The organism is Pseudomonas sp. 65/3-MNA-CIBAN-0223 (genome assembly GCF_040310425.1).
Taxonomy (GTDB): domain Bacteria; phylum Pseudomonadota; class Gammaproteobacteria; order Pseudomonadales; family Pseudomonadaceae; genus Aquipseudomonas; species Aquipseudomonas gregormendelii.
Genome location: NZ_JBEOPV010000003.1, coordinates 294591 through 317443 on the forward strand (window position 1 = coordinate 294591; position 22853 = coordinate 317443).

The 22853-nt window shown below is 62.9% G+C and carries 17 protein-coding genes; 11 read left to right on the forward strand and 6 right to left on the reverse strand.

What is annotated here, in order from left to right; genetic code table 11:
• Positions 1-58: 58 nt before the first annotated feature.
• A complete protein-coding gene (locus tag AAEZ09_RS04675; protein ID WP_205893715.1) occupies positions 59-499 on the reverse strand; it encodes a helix-turn-helix domain-containing protein in 441 nt (146 codons plus the stop codon).
• A 145-nt stretch (positions 500-644) separates the two neighbouring features.
• Between AAEZ09_RS04675 and AAEZ09_RS04680 the strand changes: the two genes are divergently transcribed.
• The 4 genes from AAEZ09_RS04680 to ycaC all read left to right on the forward strand — a co-directional run bounded on the left by AAEZ09_RS04680 (position 645) and on the right by ycaC (position 4857).
• The gene (locus AAEZ09_RS04680; protein ID WP_045061270.1) at positions 645-1565 is read left to right on the forward strand and encodes a LysR substrate-binding domain-containing protein; all 921 of its coding nucleotides are present in this window, start codon (positions 645-647) and stop codon (positions 1563-1565) included.
• A 149-nt stretch (positions 1566-1714) separates the two neighbouring features.
• Complete coding sequence (locus tag AAEZ09_RS04685) at positions 1715-2326, forward strand: antibiotic biosynthesis monooxygenase (RefSeq protein ID WP_205893717.1); 612 nt, start codon at positions 1715-1717, stop codon at positions 2324-2326.
• Positions 2323-4161 carry an amidohydrolase gene (locus tag AAEZ09_RS04690; RefSeq protein WP_350598339.1) on the forward strand — a complete coding sequence of 613 codons (1839 nt, stop codon included), beginning with the start codon at positions 2323-2325 and terminating at the stop codon, positions 4159-4161. The genes AAEZ09_RS04685 and AAEZ09_RS04690 overlap by 4 nt, the downstream gene beginning before the upstream one ends.
• 69 nt (positions 4162-4230) lie before the next feature.
• The gene (gene ycaC / locus AAEZ09_RS04695; protein ID WP_045061273.1) at positions 4231-4857 is read left to right on the forward strand and encodes an isochorismate family cysteine hydrolase YcaC; all 627 of its coding nucleotides are present in this window, start codon (positions 4231-4233) and stop codon (positions 4855-4857) included.
• Positions 4858-4920: 63 nt separating this feature from the next.
• On the opposite strand, the gene AAEZ09_RS04700 is transcribed toward ycaC, so the two are convergent.
• Both AAEZ09_RS04700 and AAEZ09_RS04705 read right to left on the reverse strand, forming a co-directional pair.
• On the reverse strand, positions 4921-6354 hold the full coding sequence (locus AAEZ09_RS04700) for a mechanosensitive ion channel domain-containing protein (protein WP_350598341.1): 1434 nt from the start codon (positions 6352-6354) through the stop codon (positions 4921-4923).
• 131 nt (positions 6355-6485) lie between these two features.
• Complete coding sequence (locus tag AAEZ09_RS04705) at positions 6486-7505, reverse strand: alpha/beta hydrolase (protein WP_350598344.1); 1020 nt, start codon at positions 7503-7505, stop codon at positions 6486-6488.
• A 202-nt stretch (positions 7506-7707) separates the two neighbouring features.
• Between AAEZ09_RS04705 and AAEZ09_RS04710 the strand changes: the two genes are divergently transcribed.
• Entirely contained in the window at positions 7708-8604 is an 897-nt protein-coding gene (locus AAEZ09_RS04710; RefSeq protein ID WP_350598345.1) for a LysR family transcriptional regulator, read from the forward strand.
• A 145-nt stretch (positions 8605-8749) separates the two neighbouring features.
• On the opposite strand, the gene AAEZ09_RS04715 is transcribed toward AAEZ09_RS04710, so the two are convergent.
• The 3 genes from AAEZ09_RS04715 to gspG are packed head-to-tail and all read right to left on the reverse strand — an operon-like array spanning position 8750 to position 10986.
• Entirely contained in the window at positions 8750-9307 is a 558-nt protein-coding gene (locus tag AAEZ09_RS04715) for a hypothetical protein (RefSeq protein ID WP_350598347.1), read from the reverse strand.
• 27 nt (positions 9308-9334) lie between these two features.
• Positions 9335-10522: a type II secretion system F family protein gene (locus tag AAEZ09_RS04720; RefSeq protein WP_045058829.1), complete on the reverse strand. Its 1188-nt coding sequence runs from the start codon at positions 10520-10522 to the stop codon at positions 9335-9337.
• Between the two features lie 14 nt (positions 10523-10536).
• Positions 10537-10986: a type II secretion system major pseudopilin GspG gene (gene gspG / locus AAEZ09_RS04725; RefSeq protein ID WP_205893978.1), complete on the reverse strand. Its 450-nt coding sequence runs from the start codon at positions 10984-10986 to the stop codon at positions 10537-10539.
• Positions 10987-11178: 192 nt separating this feature from the next.
• On the opposite strand from gspG, the gene AAEZ09_RS04730 reads away from it, so the two are divergent.
• From AAEZ09_RS04730 to AAEZ09_RS04755, 6 genes are all read left to right on the forward strand, one after another.
• Complete coding sequence (locus AAEZ09_RS04730) at positions 11179-11790, forward strand: lytic transglycosylase domain-containing protein (protein ID WP_502947563.1); 612 nt, start codon at positions 11179-11181, stop codon at positions 11788-11790.
• A gap of 203 nt (positions 11791-11993) precedes the next feature.
• Positions 11994-17828: a manganese-oxidizing multicopper oxidase MnxG gene (gene mnxG, locus AAEZ09_RS04735; protein ID WP_350598425.1), complete on the forward strand. Its 5835-nt coding sequence runs from the start codon at positions 11994-11996 to the stop codon at positions 17826-17828.
• Positions 17829-17944: 116 nt separating this feature from the next.
• Positions 17945-19975, forward strand: a complete 2031-nt coding sequence (locus AAEZ09_RS04740; RefSeq protein ID WP_350598349.1) for a YncE family protein — start codon at positions 17945-17947, stop codon at positions 19973-19975.
• 13 nt (positions 19976-19988) lie between these two features.
• Complete coding sequence (locus tag AAEZ09_RS04745; RefSeq protein WP_350598350.1) at positions 19989-20645, forward strand: SCO family protein; 657 nt, start codon at positions 19989-19991, stop codon at positions 20643-20645.
• On the forward strand, positions 20642-21289 hold the full coding sequence (locus AAEZ09_RS04750) for an SCO family protein (protein ID WP_350598352.1): 648 nt from the start codon (positions 20642-20644) through the stop codon (positions 21287-21289). Before AAEZ09_RS04745 ends, AAEZ09_RS04750 begins: the two co-directional genes overlap by 4 nt.
• A 9-nt stretch (positions 21290-21298) precedes the next feature.
• Positions 21299-22849 (forward strand): cytochrome c/ABC transporter substrate-binding protein, encoded by a 1551-nt coding sequence (locus AAEZ09_RS04755; protein ID WP_045058825.1) that lies wholly within the window; start codon positions 21299-21301, stop codon positions 22847-22849.
• Positions 22850-22853 lie beyond the last annotated feature (4 nt).

Here is a 22853-nt window from a genome sequence, read left to right on the forward strand (position 1 = left end):
CGCCATCGCGATTCGATTCGGACACTCTATGGCGTGACCGAGACTCGCAACGAGCGGCTCAACCCTGACAGACCGGCATTGATCCAGGCTTGAGGTTGGTCAGGGACCGCACCATCCGGCATCGCCACGCGAACGGATTGATGCCCTCGCTGCGGGTGAAGATATGGCAAAAATGCGCCTGGTCGCAGAAGCCGCATTCCAGGCTGATTTGCGTCAGTGTCATGTCGGTGCTCTGGATCAGTTGCTTGGCGCGGGCGAGGCGTTGCTGGCGAATCCAGTCCTGGGGTGATAGACCGGTGCTGCACTTGAACGCGCGGGAGAAATGGCTGCGCGACAGGGCGCATGCACGCGCCAGGTCGGCGACTTCGACGGTCTCGCTCAAACGGTCGAGGATCAACTGCTTGGCCAGGCTTTCACGCCACGGGATCAGGCCGCCAGTATTCTTCTTGCGCGGTTCGACGATGGGCGCGCAGGCGATAGTTTGCTGAGATTGAGCCATAAGCAATATCCGGGTTGGTACACCGCATTCTTGGACGGGAGGCTCTGCGTGGCGAGTTAATCGTTGTTAATTGCGTGCTAACACCAGGCAGCCTGGAAAAAAATCAGCCACAATCGAGAGTTCACCCTTCAGGGAATCGTGACCCATGAACCGTAACGATCTGCGCCGAGTCGATATGAACCTGCTGGTGATTTTCGAGGCCTTGATGTTCGAAAAGAACCTGACTCGCGTCGCTGAAAAACTGTTCATGGGACAGCCGGCAGTGAGTGCCGCACTGGGACGGTTGCGTGACCTGTTTGACGATCCGTTGTTGCTGCGCAACGGCCGGAGCATGGAACCCACTGCCCGCGCACTCGCGATTCTCAAGGAGTTGCAACCGGCGATGGACACCATCTCTGGCGCAGTCAGCCGAGCCAAGGAGTTCGATCCGGCGAGCAGCTGCGATGTGTTTCGCATCGGGCTGTCAGACGATGCCGAGTTCGGCTTGTTTCCTTCACTGCTGACGCGCCTTCGCGAGGAGGCGCCAGGCATCATCGTGGTGGTACGCCGGGCGAATTACCTGTTGATGCCGGCGCTGCTGGCTTCAGGTGAGATCTCCGTCGGGGTGAGCTACACCACTGATCTGCCGGCCAACGCCAAGCGCAAGACCCTGCGCGATATTCCCTGCAAAGTGCTGCGTGCAGACAAACGGCCAGGCGCGCTGACCCTGGATGAGTACTGCGAGCGGCCTCATGCCATGGTCTCGTTTTCCGGGGACCTGAGCGGCAACATTGACCTGGACCTGGCCAAGATCGGCCGCAATCGTCGGGTGGTCCTGGGCGTGCCGCAATTCAGCGGCCTGCGCGCCTTGCTGGCCGGTACCGAGATGATTGCAACCGTTCCGGATTACGCGGCCTGCGCACTGGTCGAAGGCTGCGCCCTGCGAGCCGAGGACCCGCCATTTCCGATCGAGGCGGCGCAGCTCTCCATGGCCTGGAGCGGGGTGCACGACAACGATCCGGCAGAACGCTGGCTTCGCTCGCGGATCAGCGATTTCATGTCACGGCCGCTTCCAATAGAGGCATAACCTCCATACCCCTGGAATCTTCACCGGGGAGCTCAGCAAGCCAGAACAGCACATACATCCAATTCCCTGCGCAAAACTCCCTGCACCATTCTCTTATTGCCGGCCAGGACATCTGGCGTTCAATGGTCGATTGTGCGGAGCTTTGCGCCATGTCTGAACCCACCACACGTCACACTCCCGCGCGCGGCTTCGAAGAAGTCGTGACCCTGGTGATCAAACACCGGGTCAAGGCCGGTTTTGAAGTGCCCTACGAAGCCTGGTTGCGCAACATCGTCACTATCGCCGGACAGCAGGATGGGCATCTGGGCGTGGACGTGATGCGCGGCAAGAACGCCGGTCTTGACCTGTACACCTGCGTGTTGCGCTTCTGCTCCACCGAAGCCATGCAGCGCTGGCTCGATTCGCCGCAACGGCGGGCGCTGGTCAACGAAGCCACTCCCATGCTGGCAGACGGTGACCAGACCGAGGTCAACCCGGTCAACGAATTCTGGTTCACCCAGGCCGACGCCGCCTCACCACCACCGCCACGCTGGAAGCAGGCCGTGGTGACGTTGCTGGTCATTCTGCCGCACACCCTGCTGGTGCCATTGATCTGGGGGCCACTGCTGCAACTCCACCCCTTGCTCTCCAACTACGTGGTGGCCACGTTCCTGATCACCCTCACCATCGTCGTCTCGGTGGTGTACCTGTTCATGCCGATGGCGACGCGGCTGTTCGCGCCCTGGCTGTCTCCCACCTCCGAGCCCAAGGAAAACCCATGAACGCCGATCTGATTCTGTTCAACGGCCAATTTCATACCGTCGACCGGGAGAACCCGCGCGCCAGTGCCGTGGCCATCAGCGAAGGCCGTTTCATCGCCGTCGGCACCGATGCCCAGGCCATGGCCCTGCGCGGTGCACACACCCAGGTCGTCGATCTCAAGGGCCGCTGCGTCATTCCGGGGCTCAACGACTCGCACCTGCACCTGATCCGTGGTGGCCTGAACTACAACCTTGAGCTGCGTTGGGAAGGCGTGCCCTCGGTGGCCGATGCCTTGCGCATGCTCAAGGAGCAGGCGGACCGTACACCGACCCCGCAGTGGGTCCGGGTGGTGGGCGGCTGGAACGAATTCCAGTTCGCCGAGAAGCGCATGCCGACCCTGGAAGAACTCAACCAGGCCGCGCCGGACACGCCAGTGTTCGTGCTGCACCTGTACGACCGCGCCTTGCTCAACCGTGCCGCCCTGCGAGTGGCCGGCTACACCCGCAATACGCCGAATCCGCCAGGTGGCGAGATTGTCCGGGATGCCAACGGTGAGCCGACCGGCATGCTGGTGGCGCGTCCCAATGCGATGATCCTTTACTCGACCCTGGCCAAGGGGCCGAAGCTGCCGCTGGAGTATCAGGTCAACTCGACTCGCCAGTTCATGCGCGAACTCAACCGCCTCGGCCTGACCAGTGCGATCGATGCCGGCGGCGGTTTCCAGAACTACCCGGACGACTATCAGGTGATCGAGCAGTTGGCGAAGGATCAGCAACTGACCATCCGCATCGCCTACAACCTCTTCACCCAGAAGCCCAAGGAAGAACTCACCGACTTCAAGAACTGGACCAGCAGCGTGACCCTGCACCAGGGCGACGACTTCCTGCGACACAACGGTGCCGGCGAGATGCTGGTGTTTTCGGCAGCCGACTTCGAGGACTTTCTCGAGCCGCGTCCGGACCTGTCGCAGACCATGGAAGATGAACTCGAGCCGGTGGTACGCCACCTCGTCGAGCAACGCTGGCCGTTTCGTCTGCACGCCACCTACAACGAATCCATCAGCCGCATGCTCGACGTGTTCGAGAAGGTCAACCGCGACATTCCATTCAACGCCTTGCCATGGTTCTTCGATCACGCCGAAACGATTACCCCGCACAACATCGAGCGGGTGAGGGCGCTGGGCGGCGGTATTGCGATTCAGGATCGCATGGCCTTTCAGGGCGAGTATTTCGTCGAGCGTTACGGTGCCAAAGCCGCCGAAGCCACGCCGCCGATCAAACGCATGCTTGCTGAAGGCGTACCGGTCGGCGCCGGCACCGACGCGACGAGGGTGTCCAGCTACAATCCCTGGACCTCGCTGTACTGGATGGTCAGCGGTCGCACCGTCGGTGGCCTGGAGTTGCACAGCGAAGGCCTCTCCCGGCAGACCGCGCTCGAACTGTTCACCCATGGCAGCGCCTGGTTCTCCTCCGAGCAGGGCAAGAAAGGCATGATCAAGGTCGGCCAACTGGCTGACCTGGCCGCCCTGAGTGCGGATTTTTTCAGCGTTGATGAAGAAGCCATCAAGTGGATCGAGTCGGTGTTGACCGTGGTCGGCGGCAAGGTGGTGTATGCCGCCGGTGACTTTGAAAAACTTGGCCCGGCGAGCGTGCCGGTGCTGCCCGACTGGTCTCCGGTGGTTAAGGTCCCCGGCCACTGGCGCCCGACCTCGCCAATCCAGGCCCAGGTGCATCACTGCAGCGGACCCTGTGGCGTGCATGCCCATAGCCACGACCGGGCGCGTTTGTCGAACGCTCCGGTGAGTGATTTTGCCGGCTTTTGGGGCGCCTTCGGCTGCTCGTGTTTCGCGTTCTGACGACTATCCACGCTGCGCCGAATTCCCCTTCGACGCGGCACGTAATGCCCATCCAACGAGGAGTTTCACATGAGCAATGTTCCCTACAAGCGCCTGAACAAAGATGACGCCGTGGTGCTGCTGGTCGACCACCAGACCGGTCTGATCTCGCTGGTCCAGGATTTCTCGCCGAACGAGTTCAAGAACAACGTGCTGGCCCTGGGCGACGTGGCCAAGTTCTTCAAACTGCCGACCATCCTCACCACCAGCTTCGAGAATGGCCCGAACGGCCCGATGGTTCCAGAGCTCAAGGAGCAATTTCCGGACGCGCCGTACATTCCTCGTCCTGGCCAGATCAATGCGTGGGATAACGAAGACTTCGTCAAGGCGGTCAAGGCCACCGGGCGCAAGCAACTGATCATCGCCGGCGTCGTGACCGATGTTTGCGTGACTTTCCCGACGCTCTCGGCGCTGGCGGAAGGTTTTGAAGTGTTCGTGGTGACCGACGCTTCCGGCACTTTCAACGAAACCGTCCAGCAAGCCGCTTGGGCCCGCATGGCTGCCGCTGGCGCGCAACTGGTCAACTGGTTCTCGGTGGCTTGTGAGCTGCAGGGTGACTGGCGCAACGACATGGAAGGCCTGGCCAACCTGCTGTCGCCGCGCATTCCCAACTACCGCAACCTGATGAACAGCTATTCGGTGCTGAGCTCGAAGTAAGCATTTTCAGCCAACACCGATTGCCTGTGGGAGCGGGCAACCCCGCTTCCACTGTTTCTTGCGTCAGCCTTGACGTTTTTGCAACCACCCCAGAAACCCGCCTTTGCGGATTGGCGCCGGCTTGGCCATCAGCGCCAACCGGCTGTTCTGCTGGCGCACCGCCTGCAATTTATTCAACGCCTGACCCACTTCCACACGCGCCTCCATGCATTGGCGGGCCAGGGACTTGTCGATCCGGTAAATGATGCACGAAGTCAACGTGGTGAACGTGGCCTGGGACGGTGAGTCCGTGAGGATGCTCTGCTCGCCCATCACCTCGCTCGGGCCCATGCGCCCGGCTTCGGTGTGCTCACTGCCATCGGGTACGCTGGCACTGACGACACCGGTGGCAATCACCATCAGGCTGTCCGGCACATCGCCCAGTTCCAGTACCACCTGACCTGCGGCGTATTGCTGCGCAACCATCGAGCGTGCCATTTCGTCGCGTTCTGCGTCACTCAGGGAGCGGAAGACTTTGACTTCATCCAGCAACGCCCGGGCCCGGGTAGTGGGTTCGATCACGCCGTCGAGCTGACGGGAAATCCCCGCCGCCTCAAGGTGTCGATGAGCCAGGTCGAACAGTTGGTTGCGCACCTCACTCTTCTTGCCCAACTCGGCAATGAAGCCGCTGGCGACGTACTCCGACATGGATTCGCCAGCTTCCTTGAGCACGGCTTTCGGCGCCGGATTGAGCAGCAGGCTGCTGCTGCCTTGCAGGGTGCGATCCAGGGCATCCAGCACGCGGCGCGGACGGATATGATTGGGCACCTGGATGCTGATCGACACGCCGTGCATGTTGCTCGGCCGGCTCAAGTTGACGATTTTCGCCTTCGCCGCCACCGAGTTCGGCACTACTGCCGTGCTGCCAGCACTGGTCAACAGGTGGGTGGCGCGCCAGTCGATATCGAGCACCTTGCCTTCCACGCCGTCGATCATGATCCAGTCATCGACCTGATAGGGTTTGGTGGTGTTGAGCACGATCCCGGAGAACACATCGCTCAAGGTGCTTTGCAACGCCAGGCCGACTACGATTGCCACCACCCCGGAAGTCGCCAGCAAGCCTTTCACCGGCAGCTCCAGCACATAACCCGCCGCTGCGACGATGGTGATCAGGAACACCAGGGCGCCAATCACGTCCTGCAGCAAACGTCCGCTGTGGCCGATGCGCCGCACCAGCACCAGGCCGATGACCTCGGTCAACACCCGCGCCGCGTATAGCCACCAGAGAATACCCAGGGCCGTTGCGCCCAACTGCAGCACGCTATCGTCAGCAAACAACGGAGCCTGCAACGGGCTGACACCGGCATTGATGATCAGCGCGCTGAACCCCATGAACAGCCCCAGGCGCACGCCGACACGCACAACGCGATGCTTGAATGGCGCGAAGTGCCAGAGCAAGGTGTCGATCACCAGCAGCACGGCACTCAATGACAACAGGTGGGCAAGGACAAAGGACATGGAGAACTCCGGAAGGCTGGACTGATAATGCGAAACCGCTTTTCGTAGCCGCCGGCTTGCTGGCGATGGCGTATTCCCGATCGCTATCGCCGGCAAGCTGGGCGCCTACGAAAATCGCAGAAGGTACATCCTCAATTCAGATGAGTCTTCAATTCCAGCGCCGCCTGCCGCACCGCCGCTTGCACCTCCGGGATCTGGCTCAGCGGGTTCAACAGCCCGAAGTCATGAATCATCCCGTTGTATCGCACCGCCGTGACCGGCACCCCGGCCGCGTCCAGGTGACGGGCATAGGCTTCACCTTCATCGCGCAGCACGTCGAACTCGGCGGTCTGTACCAGCGCGGCCGGCAAACCCTTGAGCTGTTCGGCGCTGGCCTGCAATGGCGAGGCGTGGATCTGCGCGCGCTCAGCGGGGTTGGTGGTGTAGCTGTCCCAGAACCAGTTCATCATGCCCTTGGTCAGGAAGTGGCCCTCGGCAAATTGCTGGTACGAGCCGCTGTCGAAAGCGGCGTTGGTCACTGGCCACATCAGCAGCTGGAAGCGCAGGGCCGGTGCTTTCTGTTCTTTTGCCATCAAGGCCACGACCGCCGCCATGTTGCCGCCGACGCTGTTGCCAGCCACGGCGAGGCGTTTGCCGTCGACGCCGATGTCCTTGCCGTGCTCGGCGACCCAGCGGGTGGCAGCGTAGGCCTGGTTGATCGCGGTCGGGTAGTGCGCTTCCGGGGACGGCGTGTAGTCGACATAGACCGCAACGGCACCGGAGCCCACCACGAGATCGCGGATCAGTCGCTGGTGAGTTGGATAATCCCCCAAAACCCAACCGCCACCGTGGAAGAACATGAACACCGGCAACTCACCTTTAAGCTTTTCCGGACGGACGATTTTCAGGTTGATGGTCTGCCCGTCGACCTTGATCGCCCGGTCGCTGACGGCGATACCCGACACATCGACCTTCACCGAATTCTGTGCGCCGGTCAGAACTGCCCGGGCATCCTTGGGGCTCAACTGTTCGAGGGGCTTGCCGCCACCTGCCGCGAGGGCTTCGAGAAAGGCCTGGGTGTTGTGTTCAACGCCTGGGCTGCCCGCAGCGAAGGCATTACCGAGGGCGAGGGCGAGGAGGGAAGCGGTCAGGGATTGGGTGACGATGTTCATGAAGTAATTCCTTTTCGTTGGGAAATACGGTCCGTAGGAGCTGCCGAAGGCTGCGATCTTTTGATCCTGGTTTTCACCACCCAGAATCAAAAGATCGCAGCCTCCGGCAGCGCCTGCATGTCCGGGGTGAGCACAGATTAATAGGATGTCAAAAAGGGAAAAAGCGGCTATAAAGTGCTTGACTGTCAACCAGGAAGTGACAATGAACCCTTTCGAAGATATGCGCATTTTCTGCCAGGTCATGGATTCCGGCAGCTTCACGGCTGCGGCCGATCAATTGGGCTTGTCCAAGCAGTTCGTCAGCCGTCGGTTGATGCAACTCGAAGAGCGCCTGGGCGTACGGTTGCTCAACCGTTCCACCCGGCGCCTGGATGTCACGCCCCTGGGTCAGAGCTACTACGAGTCGGCCCTGCGCCTTTTGGGTGAGGTCGAGCAGGTGGAGCAGGGCATTGCCGGCCAGACCACGGAGCCACGCGGCACTATCCGCGTGAGTGCGCCTTTGTCCTTTGCACTGGCGCACCTGGGGTGTTTGCTGCCGCTGTTCCTGCAGCGCTACCGCGAGGTCACGGTCGAGGTGGACCTGAGTGACCGGCCGGTGGACCTGCTCGGTGAGGGCTACGACCTGGCGCTGCGCATCGGGACACTGGAAGACTCAACGCTGATTGCCCGGCGTATCGCCTCGATCCGGCGCGTATATTGCGCCAGCCCGGCGTACCTTGAGGAGCGCGGCACGCCGCTCAGGCCGGAGGAGTTGCACGCCCATGATTGCCTGCCTTACGGCCACGGTCGCCAGGTGCAATGGCGCTTCGAGGGGCCGGGCAAGCCGTTGTCGGTGAATGTCACCGGGCGCATGCGGGTCAATAACGGGGAATTGCTCAGGGATGCGGCGATTGCCGGGATGGGGATCACCTATCTGCCGACGTTTATCGTCGATGCGGCGTTGCGGGAGGGCAGGCTGGTGCCGGTGCTGGATGAGTTTTGTCCAGATGCTTTGACGTTGTCGGCGGTGTATCCACAGCATCGCCAGGGGTCAAGGCCGGTGCAGGCGTTGATCGGGTTTTTGCGTGAGCGACTGGATAGCGCCGAGGGGGTTGTCTAGGGGGGGGCGTTGATCTTGTTTTCCTGTAGGGCAAACAAGATCAACGGATTGCAGGATCGTATCGTGAAGACGCGGTTGCAGGTTTTCCCGCGTTATCGTTGACGACCATCGCGAGCAAGCTTTGCTCCCACAGGATCGGTTTCTGTCAGGATCGTTTGTCGTCGCCTGGCTCGCCGCCGACGTGCACGCCATGGTCGTCACCGACTTCGCCGGCGCTGTGCACGCCGTGGTCGTCGCCGACTTCGCCGGCGCGGTGTACGCCGTGGTCGTCGCCTACTTCGCCGGCGCGGTGCACGCCGTGGTCGTCACCTGGCTCGTTATGGGTGCCACTGCGTCCGGACGAGGATGACGCGGAGTTGCCGGAATGACCCGAACCATGGTCGCTGCCGCTGTGGCCGCTGCCACTGTTACCGCCGCTGCCGCTGCCGCTGCCGCCATGACTGCCGCCGTTGCCGCCACTGCTGCCGCCACCACCATTACCGCCGCCGCTGCCGCCGCCATGACCACCGCCATTTCCTCCGCCACTGCCGCCACCACCATTACCGCCACCGCCACCGCCACCGCCGCCACCACTTCCTCCGCCACCACCACCATCCTTAGCCTGAGCGCTGGACATCCCGGACAATCCATCGGGAACCAGTACAGTCGATGCCGACAGAACTGCGCCAATAGCCACTGCGAGCAAAAGCTTCTTCATGTGCATATCGATCTCCGTCTTGTTGTGGGTGTATCAGTGAATACTCGAGGCCAGTTCGAAGATGGGGATGTACATCAGGATCACGATCACCCCGATCAACAGGCCAATGAACGTCATGAGCAGCGGTTCGAACAGTCGTACAAACCATTCGATCCAGCGGCTGATTTCTTCGTCATAGAAGTCGGCGCTGCGTTCCATCATCTGCCCGAGGTTGCCGGACTGTTCGCCTGCACGCAGCAAGCGCAGGGACACGGGTGTCACCAGGTGATTGAGCTCCAGCGCGGCGGACAGCGATTGACCCTCGCGTACCCGTTCGCAGGCCTGGTCCAGGCGTACGCGGGAGGGCACGGTGAGCAGGCCGCGGACCATGCCCATGGCGGTGACCAGCGGGATACCGCCCTGCAGCAGAATGCCCAGGGAGCGGTAGAAGCGTGCCAGTTCGTACATGAAAATACGTTGATGAACCGCCGGCAGTCGTTCGATCACGCGATCGACGCCACGACGAAAGGCCGGCTGGCGCTGGAGAAAGGCGAGGGCGACGACGATGGCCACCAGGGCACCGAAAAATTCACCCTGATGCGCATGCAGGAACATCCCGCAACTCATCAGCACCTGGGACAACCACGGCAGGTTCGACCCCAGCCCCTCGAACACCAGGCTGAAGCGAGGCACCACGTAGCCCATCAGGAATAACACCACGCCACCTCCTACCACCAGCAATAGCATAGGGTAGATCGAAGCGCTGACGATCTTCTGGCGAACCTCGTCCATGCGCTGGCGATAGCTGACATACCGACCCAGTGCATCACCCACGGCGCCGGTCTTCTCGCTGGACTGTACCAAGGCGACGTAGAGAGGCGGGAAAACCGCAGACAACTGGCCCAATGCCTGGGAGAAGGATTTGCCCTCGTAGAGCAAGCGCACCAGCTCGCTCAAGGTTTTGCGAGCCTGGGGCGCGTTTTCTTTTTCCGCCAGGCTTTCCAGTGCATCGATCAGTGGCAGGCCGGCATTGAGCAGCGTGGTCAGCTCCTGGCTGAACAACACCAGGTTGAAGGTTTCGCGTTTGTGCAGGCGCAGCGCTTGCCAGCGCCGGTCGGCCTGCAGGCTGACGACGCGCAAGCCCTGGTCCTCGACCATGCGCCGCGCCTCGCTGTCGCCCTGGGCCTCGACGGTCACCGACACGACGCCGGCCTTTCCCACTGCCTTGAGATGAAACCGCATGGTCGCCACTCCCGTCATTGCCAACTGGTGACTTCGGCGTTTTCGCCTTCGCCGCCAGGTTGGCCGTCCTTGCCCATGGACAGCAGGTCGTACTCGCCGTTTTCCCCGGGGTAGCGGTAGTTGTAATTACGTCCCCACGGATCCTGGGGCAGTTTTTTCTGCAGGTAGGGGCCGGTCCAGCGGGTTTCATCGCTGGGCGCGGTCACCAGCGCCTGCAAGCCTTGTTCGGTCGAGGGGTAATGCCCGACCTCCAGGCGGTACAAGTCCAGCGCCTTGCCCAGGCCTTCAATCTGCGCCTTGGCCACTTTCACTTCCGAGCGGCCGAGCTGGGCAAAGTACTTCGGCGCGACGATGCCGGCCAACAGGCCAAGCACCACCAGCACCACCAGCAATTCGAGCAGGGTGAACCCGCGCTGAGCTCGGGGGGTATAGCTACGCGCAATACAGCACTGACGCTGTTTCATGATGACCTCACACATAGACGGAAGGGTCGCGCGAAAGCCTTATGCAATTGCCATGCACAGGCCCGGTCATTGCCCTGCAACCCCCGTAATAAGGGGCTTTACAGTTACGGCACGGTGCTTGCGTACGTCTGGTTCACGACTTGTCATTGGGGCATTACCCCCATTTTTCGGGGCAGGTCAGGGGAGGTACCAATGATCAAGTCATTCACTGCGGGACTGCTGGGCGTGCTGTTGCTGGCCGGGTTCGCGCACGCCGATGTGTTCATTTCCGTCGACGCCAAGGGCAGCTACGTCCTGTCCAACGTCCACCGTCCCGGCCGCCACTATGAACGGGTGATCCGTGAGCCTGAGGTGGCCCAGGTCAGCCTCGACCAGCAGCCGCAGATGATTGCCGCGCGGCCCTATGCCGAACTGGTGTCGGCAGCGGCCACAGCCAACCAGTTACCGGCGGCGCTGTTGCATGCGGTGATCCAGGCCGAGTCCAGCTACAACTCCGGCGCCACCTCGCCCAAAGGCGCGGGCGGGTTGATGCAGTTGATGCCCGACACCGCCCGGGAGCTGGGGGTCAAGGATGTCTACGACCCCAAGGCGAACATTCAGGGCGGGGCCAAATACCTCAAGCGCCTGATGACCCTGTTTGACAACGACATCGCCCTCGCCGTGGCGGCCTACAACGCCGGGCCACAGGCAGTGATCAGCCGTGGCGGAGTGATCCCGCCGTTCGCCGAAACCCAGCGCTATGTGCCCAGCGTCCTGCGCCAATACCGGCGTCTGCAGGGGCTGGCCGTGGATGCTCCGCTGTGATTGGGGGATTCCCCAATTGTGGGGAATACCGACAGGCATCGGTTAACCCGCAAACCGGGGAATGGGTGGGGGATTTCCCCCGACTTATCAAATCGTCCGTATAACCTTCTGAAAAATAACAAAAAGTTTTATGGCATGGCGATTGCTGAAGTGATTTTTGACGAGACGTATTCCCAATGAGCACCCCACCGAGGCCCGTGATCATGACCGGCAAACCCAACGCTCATCACCTGCTTAATCTGCTGCTGTTTCTGGTGCCGATGTTCGGCCTGGAAGCGGCCCAGGCCGCTCTGCGCTGCGAGCGCAATCTGGTGGCAAACGTCGTGGCGCTGGACCAGCCGCTGATGTTCAACCGACTCGGCGCACAGAACGTCAACGGCATGATGTTCGCCCTGCGCCGCGATGTGGTCGACGACCACAACAGATCACTGGCCCAGGGTGGCACGGCAGTGCCAGGTAAGGTCTCGCTGCGGCCCGACAAGCGTCCGCGGCCCCTGGTGCTGCGCGTGGCAGCCGGTGATTGCCTGACCATCAACCTGCAGAACCTGCTGGCCTATCAAGCCAACCCCGGCCGTCATGACGGCGGGGAGGAAGAAGAAGGAGAAATCGAAGGCGAAGTTGAAATTGGTGCAGTCGATGACTTCAAGGTCGACGAGCAGGTCACGGACCGCCATGTCGGCTTCCAGGTTAACGGCATGCAGGCGGTTAACAGTATCGACGACATTTCCTCCTATACCGGCCGCAATGCCAACACCCTGGTCGCCCCCGGCGCAAGCCGCTCCTATACCTTGTATGCCGAACGCGAAGGCGCTTTCGCCGCCAGCAGCCGTGGCGCCACCTTCGGTGGTGAAGGCGCTGCCGGTAACGTCGCCAATGGCCTGTTCGGCGAAGTGGTGGTAGTGCCCAAGGGCGGCCGCTCCTATCGCAACACCGTGACGGAAGAAGAGATGCGCCTGGCCAGCACCGGGCGTACACCGACCGGACAACCGATCGTTGATTACCAGGCACGCTACCCGCAGCGCGAGCCGTGGATCCGTGAAGGCAAGGCCGGCACGCCGATTATCAATATGGTCGACGGCAGCGAAATCATTTCCAGCGAGAGTGACGCGATCGTCATGGGCAGCAACGCCGACGGCAGCTTCCCGCCTTCGACCTACCCCCTGGAAGCCATTGGCAAACGCAACCCGGCGCTGCCCAACCGGCTGGAACCGTTCCGCGATTTCGCCTCGCAATTCCAGGATGAAACCGCGGCCACCCAGGCATTCCCCGCTTACTGGGCAGACCCGGTGATGGCCCACGTGCTGGAACCGACTCGCGATTCGTTCATGATCAACTATGGCTCCGGCGGCATGGGCGCCGAAGTGGTCGCCAACCGCCTGGGCGTCGGGCCGATGCACGATTGCCTGTCCTGCGCCTACGAAGAGTTCTTCCTCAGCTCGCACACCGTCGGCGACGTGGCGATGCTGGTGGATGTGCCGGCCAACGCCGGCCTGGAAAACATTCGTCCCGGGGAAACCCCGCGCGCCGACCAGATCGGGGTCAAGGCCACCATGGCGCTGTACCCGTCTGAGCCGTCCAACGTCAACCACAGCTACATCGGCGACTTCGTGAAATTCCGCAACACCCACAACGGTCACGAGCAGCACATTTTCCACCTGCACGGGCACCAGTGGCTGTTCAACCCCAATGACGACAACTCCGACTACGTGGATGCCCAGGGCATTGGCCCGGGCGCCGGCTACACCTATGAAATCGCCAACGGTGGTTCCGGCAACCGCAACCGCGTGGCCGGCGATGCGATCTATCACTGCCACTTCTACCCGCACTTTGCCCAGGGCATGTGGGCCATGTGGCGGGTGCATGACGTGTTTGAAGAAGGCACCAAACTCGAAGTCTCGCAACAAGGCGACGACGGTTACCACAGCGAACCCTATGCCCTGCGTAGCGGTAAACCCGCGGCGGGTGCCCGGGCCCTGCCTGATGGCGAGATCATCGCCGGTACCCCGATTCCAGCGGTAGTGCCGCTGCCCGGCAAGGCTATGGCGCCGATGCCAGGCAAGGTCGCGGTCGTGCCGAAAATCGGTGAAACCCTGGTGGCCGGTCACGACGATGACGATGAAGAAGACGACGATGATGACCACCAAGGTGGCACCGGTGGTGCCCAGGCCATCGGTTCGCTGGCCCTGGTGGATCGCAGCGAAGCCAACCGCAATGCCGATGGCAGCCTGAAAAACCCTGGCTACCCATTCTGGATCGGCGGCATGGAAACGTCGGTCGGCCAACGCCCACCGACCCCACCCCTGGACATGCTTGATGCAGCCAAGGCCCAGGCCTTGAAAACCAGCGGCAATTCACTGTGGGCCAACCTCGACCCGGCGCAATCCGGTGGCTGGGATGGCGGCCTGGGCCGGCATTCGCTGGACGGCTTTTCTGCTGGCGGTGAAGCAAACACCATCACCACCTCGCTGGATTTCTCCAAGGAAGTGACCCGCGCCAAACCCATCTACATGCCGGAAGAGGGCACTGAGGTGGAACAGGCAGCGATGGCCTTCCATGCCAAGAAAGACCACCCAAGCTACGCGTTGCTGCCAGGCAACCAGATCGTGGCGCGAGCCTTCCGCACCAATGGCGCCTTGCCCATTGCCGGCGCGCCTTATTACGAACCCTGCATGGACGACCGGCAAAAACGCCTGACCAGCAGCGCCGGTACTGGCGAGTTTGCCAGCGGCGAGCGTATCGACGGCATGTCCTACACCGGTTCGTCGACCTTCACTGCCGACCGTCCAAGGGTCTACAAAGCCGCGAACATCCAGTTCGATGCGGTGTACAACAAGGTCGGTTACCACTTCCCGCAAGCGCGCATTCTGGCCCTGTGGGAAGACGCCTGGCCGGTGATCACCAAGCAGCGGCCACCAGAGCCTCTGGTAATGCGCATGAACACGTTCGACTGCGTGCAGTACCAGCAAACCAACCTGGTGCCGGCCACCTATGAGATGGACGATTATCAGGTGCGCACCCCAACCGACGTGATCGGCCAGCATATCCACCTGCCGAAATGGGACCTGACGGCGGCCGACGGCTCGGCCAACGGCTGGAACTACGAAGATGGCGTGCTCTCCCCAGGCGCCGTGCAGGAGCGTATCCACGCCATTCGCGAATTCAACCAGTGCCTGGGCGCCGATCCGCGTGACGGCACGCCGGCCTGCCCGAAAGCCAAGAACCATCCGTTTTTCGGTCAATACGGTCGGGCGGACTGGGTCGGTGCACGGACGGCAATGCAGCGCTGGTTCGTCGATCCGGTGGTTAATACCAAAGGCGTCGACCGTGGCCTGGGGACCATCTTCACCCACGACCACCTCGGCCCATCGACTCACCAACAGATTGGCCTGTACGCCACCGTACTGGCTGAACCTGCCGGCTCCACCTGGTTTCACGGCGAGACCGGCGAGCAGCTGTACAGCGGCGCTCGGCAAGACGGCGGGCCGACTTCGTGGCAAGCAGTGGTGTCCACCGGCGACCTGGACGGCGACGGCAAGAACGACAGTTTCCGCGAGTTCTTCCTTGAGTACAGCGACTTCCAGCACGCCTATGAAGCCGGTGTGTACGTGGGCGCCGGCCCCAATGGCGTGCCCAACCCGACGGCGTTCCCGGCCACTGCGGACAGCTTCCGCTACGCCATCAACCCGCCTGTGCGCAACAACGCCAGCAACCTGCTGGACGGCATCATCGAAGTGCAGGGCGGCATGGTCCCAGGCTGCCCGACCCGGCCGTGTCCGCAGGCAATCTCGGTGGATGACCCAGGCATGTTCGTCGTCAACTATCGCAACGAGCCATTGGCGTTGCGGGTGTATGACCCGAACAAACTCGGCCCTGACGGTAAGCGCGGCATGCAGGCGGACGGCCTGGGGGGCGACCTCGCGTACGCCATGCAAAGCCGTACCGACCGTGCCATCGCTGCGATGAACCTGCCGCCCAACCTGGTCACCTCGGCGACCGGCCCAACCGGCGGCACCACGCTGTTCCCACCGCACATCAACCGTGGCGGCGCCGAACCTGGCGACCCGTTCACCCCGATGTTGCGCACCTATACCGGTGACAACGTACGGCTGCGCCTGCATGCCGGTGGCCATGAGGAGGAGCACAACGTGACCCTGCACGGGGTGAAATGGCTGCAGAGCGGTTCCGGCTTCGGCATGAGCTCCAACTCCGGCTGGCGCGCCTCGCAAATGGTCGGCATCTCCGAGCAGATGGGTTTCAACGCACCGGTATCGATACTCTCCAGTTCGGCGGCAACCACGGGTGACTACCTGTACTCCATGGATGCCTCCATCGAGGGTTACTGGAACGGTATCTGGGGTGTTATGCGCAACTACACCGCCCAGCGCAGCGACCTGTTCGCCTTGCCGAACAACCCGAAACCGGCGGGCATGCGCAACACCGTGGCCTACGAAGGTTCCTGCCCACGGATCAGCGCCAACCCAAGCGGCATCGGCACCCGGCCGACCGTGCAACGCAACTATGAAGTGGTCGCGGCGCTGGCCAATGACATCCTGCGCAACCCGTTGAACCTGACCATCGGCGATCCTGCCGGCCTCGGCCAGCACGTCGGCGGGCCGTTGAATCCGGCGGGCGGCACCCTGGTGTTCAACTCGCGGACGGTCAACATCCCGCAGGTCACGGTGACCGATCCTGAAGATGGCGAAACCATCACCATCGGTGGGCAAAGCGGGCCGCTGCATGACCCGACCGCCATCCTGTACGTGCGCAAGTCCGACCTCGACCCGAACACCGGCAAGCTCAAACCCGGCGTACCGGTAGAGCCGCTGGTATTGCGTGCGGCGGCGGGTGACTGCATCAACGTCACCCTGGAAAACCGCCTGCCGCTGGTCATGCCCGACCTGACCCAGACTGCTGCGGTGCAAGGCCTGGTCAAGCGTGATCGCAACAGTGGCCAGGGCTCGACCATCTTCAGCAACAACCTGATCCGGCCGTCCAGCCATGTGGGCCTGCATGCCCAGCTGCTGGCGTACGACATCACCAAGTCCGACGGTGTCAACGTCGGCGCCAACCCGATCCAGACCGTGCCACCACGGGTCGGCAATACCGGAGCCTACCCGACTCGTACCTACCAGTACTACGCCGGGCACCTGGAGCGTGAGGGCAAGCCGGTGACGCAACTGGGTCGTAGTGTCGACAACATCAACGCTACGGCGGTGGAGTTCGGCGGCCTGAACATCACCCCGGCGGACGTGATCAAGCAAGGGCAGAAAGGCCTGGGTGGGGCAATGTCCATCCTGCCGATCGGCGCGACCTGGGTCGAAGACGCCCGCAAGACCAACGCCACGGTTACGGCGCCAGGGCAGGCGGTATACCGCGACTTTGCGATGGTCTGGCAGAAAGCCTTGAACATGCGCTGGGCCAACGGTCGGCCGGTGGAAGGCATTGCGGCCGAAGGATTCGGGGTGCCGAACGATCCGCAGGACAACTCGAGCATGGCTATCAACTACAAGGCCGAGCCGCTGTGGTTCCGCTTCGGGCTGGCGCCGGATGCACCCTTCGGTCACGCCGGTGGTGCCGGCTACGGCGACGTGCCTAACGCGCACATGGCCTACAGCAATGCGCTGATCGGCGGCGATCCACAGACACCGGTGCTCTATGCAAAACCGGGGCAACCGTTCCGTACGCACATCCTGTTGCCAACCGGTGGCAGCCGTGGCACGACCTTTCAGCTGGATGGCCACGTGTGGTCGGTCAACCCGTTCCAGTCGGAGAAGAGCGATACCGGTGGCTATCCGATGGGTACCCCGGGCGTGGGTTCGGTGCGGTTCGGCTACAACCCGATGTCGATGTACATCGGCGCCCGGGAAAGCATCCTGCCGGCCGCGCACTTCAGCTTCATGCACCCAAGTGCCGGGGGCAGTAACGCCATACCGGGTGACTACCTGTACCGCGACTACGGCGCCTACGGCAATACCTCCGGCTTGTGGGGATTGCTGCGGGTGACCAACGAACCGGAACCGGCGCCGCCAGCCCAGTAGGAGCGAGCTTGCTCGCGATGGAGTCATGGGCCACACCCTCAACACCAGGGTGGGTCCGCTGCATAAGCAAGAGCAACAGTGCACAGGCAGGCACAGATCTGTAAGGGGAGAGGGGAATGAACAGGAACATCAAGGTCATCGCAGGTGCATTGGTTGTCGGGGTGGCGCTGGTCTGGCTGGGGGTGTGGAAGACCATGCCGCCAGACATGCTCAGCCAGATCGCGCTGCCAAATACCTGGTCTGCCAACGCCAGTCCGCCCGCCAAGGCGGCTCAGCCCGCCAGCCAGAGTCTGGTCGCGACTAGCACTGCTGAAGACGGCCAGCAGATCCTCGAACGTGACGGCGTGTCGGTGGCAATGCAGGTTCGCCCCTTGGCCGCAGACGGTGTGCTGCGCGAAGGTGAATTTGCCGACGTGCGATTCCGGATCACCGACAGCGCTTCCGGCCAACCCCTGGCCGGCGTGGCCCCGGGGGCCTGGCTCGACCCGGAAACCGTGGCGGCGGACAAGGCCCAGGGCCGCGAACGCAGCTGCAAATCCCGGGTCGGGGTGTTCCTCAAATCGAGCATCGGCGCACGGCCCTTGCTTGACCTCAACAGCTACTTCCTGCTGGTGATGAACCGCGATGCCAGCGTCATGGTGGTCGATCCCTCGGTCTCGGTGGGGGGCATCACCAGCACCATGGCGCGCATCGACATCAAACAACCACCGATGGACTGGGTCACCCCGAAGGACAATAAACGAGTGTTCGTCTCGATGCCCACGGCCGGCGAAGTCGCCGTGATCGACAGCGAGCAATTCAAGGTCATCGACTCGGTCGCCGCCGGCAGCAACCCGGTGCGCGTGGCGCTGCAGCCCGATGAGCGCCTGCTGTGGGTCGGCAACAACGCCAAGAGCGCCGAGGAGTCCGGCGTGACGGTGATCGACGCACGCAGCCTGAAACCGCTCAAGCACCTGGCCACCGGCGCCGGGCACCACGAAATCGCCTTCAGCAAGGACAGCCGCCAGGCTTTCGTCAGCAACCGCGATGACGGCACCGTAAGCATCATCGACATTGCCACCCTGACCCTCAGCAAGCAGCTCAAGACCGGTTCGCACCCGTTGTCCGTGGCCTACTCGCCGTTGTCCCAGGCGGTGTATGTCGCCGACGGCAAGGACGGCACGGTCACGGTCATCGACAGCGCCAGCCTGGCCGTGCGCCGGGTGATCCAGCTCAAGCAGGGCCTGGGCCCGATGGGGTTCAGCAGCGATGGACGCTTCGCCATCGTACTCAATACCCTGGAGAACCAGGCCTCGGTGATCGACGCAGCGACCAACTCGCTGATCCATGACCTGGACGTTTCCGCCGAACCGTTCCAAGTGGTGTTCACCAAGGCCTACGCCTACATTCGCGGCCTGGCCTCGGCCAAGGTCACCATGATCAACCTGGCTTCCCTGGGCGAGGGTCGCAAGCCGATCACCCAGGGTTTCGAAGCCGGCCCCCAGGCTCCGCGCCTGGCGGGCGACCTGCCACTGGCGTCGAGCCTGGCGGTGTCGCGCGATGACAACGCAGTGTTCGTGGTCAACCCGGTCGACAACACCACCTACTTCTACGCCGAAGGCATGAACGCGCCGATGTCCGGCTACCCCAATCGCGGGCAGGTGGCACGGGCGGCGCTGGTCATCAATCGCAGCCTGCGCGAGGACGAACCGGGGCTTTACAGCGCACGCATCAAACTGCCGCTTGCTGGTCGTTTCGACGTGGCCTTCCTGCTCAACCAGCCGAACATCATCCACTGCTTCACCGCGCTGGTAGAGCCCAACGACAAGGTTGCCCGGCACGCTGGCGTGCCCAAAGTGGAATTCATGCTCGATAAATCCACCGCCGACCTGGGCGACTCCTATGTCGTGCGCTTTCGTATCGTTCAGGGCAAGCAGAAGACCGAGCGCAGCGGGGTCAAGGACGTGAAAGTGCGCTACTTCCGCGCGCCGTCATCCAAGACCCAGACCGTAGCGGCGCTGGAAGTGGGCAACGGCGTGTACGAAGCACCGGTAACCCTCGACCAGAGCGGCGCCTGGTACCTGCACGTGCGTGCGGCGTCCCTAGGCGCGAGTTTTGACGACAAGACCTTTGCCAGCGTCCGGGTGGTCCCGGGCGCTGCACACTGAAGAGGATATGGACATGAATCGATTCGTACCCTGCACACTGCTGACGTTGGGCCTGCTGGCTGCCGGTATCGGCCAGGCCATGGCCCACTCGGCGGATGAACACGCCGGCCATGACATGCCCGCCAGAAGTGCTACCTCTGAAAGTGCCCAGGTGAAGTTCGCCGACGTCGCCCTGGTGGACCAGACCGGCAAAGCAGTGCGCCTGGAACCAGACCTGGTGAGCAACAAGATCGTGGTCATGAGTTTCATCTACACCAGTTGCACCACGGTTTGTCCGGTGGTGTCGTCGATCATGGGCAAGGTGCAGAAGCAACTCGGCGCGCGGGTCGGCACCGAGGTGCAGCTGGTGTCGATCAGCATCGACCCGCAACGCGACGATGCCAAGCGGCTGAATGAGTACGCCCGCTCGTTCCAGAACGGCCCCGGCTGGAGCTGGCTCACCGGCTCGACCCAGTCGGTCGCCGAAACCCTCAAGGGCCTGGGCACGTTCAATGGCGACTTGAAAAGCCACGCGCCGCTGATTCTGGTGGGCGATGGCAACAGCCGGCACTGGACCCGCTACTACGGTTTCACCGACCCGGCCGTGCTCACCCGCGAAGTGGAAAAACTCAGCGGCGAACGTAATGCCCACGCCAAACACACCGCCATCGCCATGGAGCAGCACCCATGAGGACTTTCAACCGCATTGCCTTGAGCCTGTGCCTGGGCATTTTCAGTTCGCTGGCGCTCGCCCATGAGGGCCACCAGGAACCCGCACCTGCCAACCCTGCCAACCCCGCCACGCCCGCCACGCCCGCCGCGCAACCGGCCAGCGGCACGCGCGACGCCAAAACCTGGTTCACCGACACCCCGTTGCAGGACCAGAATGGCCAGACCCTGCGATTCTACAGCGATGCGCTGCAAAACCGGGTGGTGCTGCTCAACGTGATTTTCACCAGTTGCAATGATGCCTGTCCGCTGATCACCCAAAAACTCAAGGAAGTTCGCGAGGTCCTGGGCGACAAGGCGGAGGGCATCACCTTTATCTCCCTTACCAGTGATCCGCTGCGGGACACCCCGGCGGTACTCAAGGCTTACACCTTGAAACAAGGGGTAGAAGACCCCCACTGGCTTTTTCTGACGGGCGACAAGGCCCAGATGGACCTGGTACTGGGGCGCATCGGCCAGATCGTGCCCACCCCGGAACAGCATTCCACGCAGCTGATCGTCGGTGACGTGGCCAACAAGCGCTGGAGCAAGATCCGCCCCGATGCCCCGGCCGCCGCCATTGCCCAGCGCTTGCAGTTGCTGACAATGCCCCTGGTCGGCCGTTGAGCGCGCGCCATGAAAACGTCCCTTGTCCTCAGCCTGCTGCTTCTTTGCGGTGTGCACCTCGGCGTCCAGGCGCTGCCGCTCACCCCCAGCGAAAGTGCCGGTAAACGGCTGTATCGCGAGGGGCTGTCGGCCAGTGGCGAGCCCATCATGGCGCGAGTCGGGGCGGCGGGCATGCTGTTGCCCGCCACCAGCCTGCCGTGCGCCAATTGCCATGGCGCCGACGGCGTGGGACGACCCGAAGGCGGGGTGCGACCGCCGGATTTGAGTTGGCCGCGTCTCAGCAGCACCTATGGTCAGCAGCAGGTCAACGGCCGCGACTATCCGGCCTATACCGATGCCAGCCTGGCCAAAGCCATTCAGGAAGGCCGCGACCCCGGCGACAATCGACTCGACCCGGCGATGCCCAGGTTTGTCCTGTCGATGAACGATCAGCGCAACCTTACCGCCTATCTCAAGCGCGTGGCCGAAGACCGCGACCCCGGCCTCGACCCGGCCACCGTGCACCTGGGTACGCTGTTGCCAGGTTCCGGGCCGTTGAGCGAGGAGGGCACCACCGTCGCGGCGGTGCTCAAGGGCAGTGTGGCGCGTATCAACGAAGCCGGCGGCATCCACGGCCGGCAGCTGCGCCTGACCATTCTCGACCCGGGGCCGGACCGCGCCAGTGCCGAGCAGGCGCTGGATCGCCTGATCGACCAGGAACAGGTATTCGCCCTGATCGCGCCCCTGGTGCCGGCGCTGGACGCAGACCTGGCAACTCGCCTGGAACGCGCCGGCGTGCCGCTGATCGGTCCCTTGTCGCTGCTGGGAACAGCCCAGGCCAGCCGGCAGATTTTCGAGCCCTTGCCGGGTTTGCGCGAGCAACTGATCGCCCTGGCCGACTACGCCACCGAACAGCTCAAAGTGCTGCAGGGGCCCACGCTGATCACTTACCCGGACGAAGCCGGCCAGCGCCTGGCGGCCCAGAACCTGAGCCGGTATCTGCAGGATCACGCCTGGCAGAAAGTACGCCTGCAAGCCTACGACCCGGCCAGCGAAGAAGTGCCGCTAGGCTCGCGTTCGGTGTTTTACCTGGGCGGCGGCGCCGGTTTCAGTCGCCTGGCCGAGCGCCTGCAGGTGGCCGGGCAGGTGCCGTATCTGTTCGCCACCTCGAACCAGGTGGCGGGGGACCTGCTGCAAGTGCCCAGTGGTTTTTCCCGGCGAGTATTCCTGGCGTATCCGTTTGTGCCCAGCGACTGGACGGTAGCTGGCCGCCTGGCCCTGACGCAGGTGCGCGCCAACCAGGGCCTGGGCGGCCAGCACGCGGTGCTGCAAGTGGGCGCCTACAGCTCGATGCTCCTGCTCAGCGAGGGCCTGAAACAGGCCGGGCGCGACACCAGCCGCGAGAAGCTGGTCGACGCCCTCGAAGGCCTGCATGACTTCGATACCGGGCTGACGCCCTTGATCAGCTTTGGCCCTGGCCGCCGCCAGGGCCTGAGCGGCGCCCATGTGGTGACCGTGGATCTGCCTGACCAGCGTTTCTACCTGGTAGCGCCCTATAGACCGATAGCAGCGATGCCCTGAACGG